Origin of the sequence: Vibrio sp. YT-18 (genome assembly GCF_033337345.1) — a bacterium.
Classification (GTDB): Bacteria; Pseudomonadota; Gammaproteobacteria; order Enterobacterales; family Vibrionaceae; genus Vibrio; species Vibrio alginolyticus.
The window spans coordinates 1-2529 of sequence record NZ_JAWOQO010000054.1; the positions used below are offsets into that span (position 1 = coordinate 1).

The window sequence follows — 2529 nt, forward strand, 5'->3', positions numbered from 1 at the left end:
CACACCGGCCGAGAACTTCCATGGTGATGCCGAAATCACTTACACCATCACCGATGGTTCGCTGACTGACCAAGCGATGGTCAACGTCACCGTGAATGCGGTGAACGACACGCCTGTGGTTGAAAGTAGCATTGCAGACCAAACCTTGGCGGAAGATTTCACGCCATACAGCATCAATCTGAATACCGCTTTCAGCGATGTGGATAACGCCGATGGTGAGTTAACGTTTAGCGTCTCAGGTAACAGTAATGTCAATGTCTCAATAGAAAATGGCATCGCGACCATTAGCCCAACTGCGGACTGGAACGGCTCAGAAGCGTTGACGTTTACTGCCACCGATCCAAGCGGCGAAAGCGTCAGCCAAACGGTGAACTTCACAGTTGCGCCTGTGGCGGACATCGTGGCAGACAAAGCGACGGTTGTGGAAGACACGCCAACCATCATTAAGGTCTTAGGTAACGACACGTTCGAAGGCGACGACAAAGTGGTGTCGCTGGATACCAACAACGGTCCAGCTAACGGTACGGTCTCGGTCAACCCGGACGGCAGCGTGACTTACACGCCAAACGACAACTACCACGGTACAGACAGCTTTACCTACATCGTTACCTCCGGTGGGGTATCAGAGTCCACCACGGTGAACGTCGATGTCACACCAGTGAACGATGCGCCAGTGGCAAAAGATGACGCGGCAACAACACAAGAAGATACCGCTGTCACGATTGATGTTCTGCCAAACGACACCGATATTGATGGCGATAAGCTGTCGATTGACTCGGCATCTGTGCCGAGTGACCAAGGGACAGTCGAGATTGTTGACGGCAAACTGGTCTTCACACCGGCAGAGAACTTCCATGGTGACGCCGAAATCACTTACACCGTGACCGATGGTGCACTGACTGACCAAGCAACGGTCAACGTCACCGTGAATGCGGTGAACGACACGCCTGTGGTTGAAAGCAACATTGCAGACCAAACCTTGGCGGAAGATTTTACGCCATACAGCATCGATCTGAATACGGCCTTCAGTGATGTGGATAACGCCGATGGTGAGTTAACGTTTAGCGTTTCTGGTAATAGCAACATTCAAGTGGCGATCGTCAATGGCATTGCTACGTTCACTCCAACCGCAGACTGGAATGGCTCAGAAACCCTAACCTTTATCGCCACCGATCCAAGCGGTGAAAGCGTTAGCCAAACGGTGAACTTCACGGTTACCCCTGTGGCGGACATCGTGGCAGATAAAGCGACGGTTGTGGAAGATACGCCAACCATCATTAAGGTCTTAGATAACGACACGTTTGAAGGCGACGACAAAGTGGTGTCGCTGGATACCAATAACGGTCCAGCCAACGGCACGGTCTCGGTCAACCCGGACGGCAGCGTCACTTACACGCCAAACGACAACTACCACGGTACAGACAGCTTCACTTACATCGTCACCTCCGGTGGCGTCAGTGAGTCCACCACGGTGAACGTCGATGTGACGCCAGTCAACGATGCGCCAGCGGCAAAAGATGATACCGCTGTTACTGACGAAGATACGCCAGTGACGATTGATGTTCTGCCAAACGATACTGACATCGATGGCGATAAGCTGTCGATTGAATCGGCGTCTGTACCTGAAGCGCAAGGCACAGTTGAGATTGTTGACGGCAAGTTGGTGTTCACGCCAGCTGAGAACTTCCATGGTGACGCTGAAATTACTTACACGATTACTGATGGTGCACTGACTGACCAAGCAACGGTCAACGTCACCGTGAATGCGGTGAACGACACGCCTGTGGTTGAAAGCAGCATCGCAGACCAAACCTTGGCGGAAGACTTTACGCCATACAGCATCGATCTGAATACGGCCTTCAGTGATGTGGATAACGTCGATGGCGATCTGACCTTCAGCGTCTCTGGCAACAGCAACGTGTTGGGGTCGATTGAAAATGGCATCGCGACCATTAGCCCAACGGCAGACTGGAACGGCTCTGAAGCGCTGACCTTTACTGCCACCGATCCAAGCGGTGAAAGCGTTAGCCAAACGGTGAACTTCACAGTGGCGCCAGTGGCGGATATCGTGGCAGATAAAGCGACGGTTGTGGAAGACACACCAACCATCATTAAGGTCTTAGGTAACGACACGTTCGAAGGCAACGACAAAGTGGTGTCGCTGGATACCAATAACGGTCCAGCGAACGGCACGGTCTCGGTCAACCCGGACGGCAGCGTGACTTACACGCCAAACGACAACTACCACGGGACAGACAGCTTTACCTACATCGTTACCTCCGGTGGGGTATCAGAGTCCACCACGGTGAACGTCGATGTGACACCAGTGAATGATGCGCCAGTGGCAAACGATGACACCGCTATCACTGACGAAGACACGCCAGTGACGATTGATGTTCTGCCAAACGACACCGACATCGACGGCGATAAGTTGTCTATTCAATCAGCGTCCGTGCCGAGTGACCAAGGGACAGTCGAGATTGTTGACGGCAAACTGGTCTTCACACCGGCAGAGAACTTCCATGGTGA

The 2529-nt window shown here is 52.8% G+C and carries 1 protein-coding gene; it reads left to right on the top strand.

Annotation, left to right across the window (positions count from 1 at the left end; translation table 11 throughout):
* Positions 1–2529, top strand: a 2529-nt coding sequence (locus tag R7M72_RS24160; protein WP_318056355.1) for a tandem-95 repeat protein, incomplete at both ends; no start/stop codon positions are given.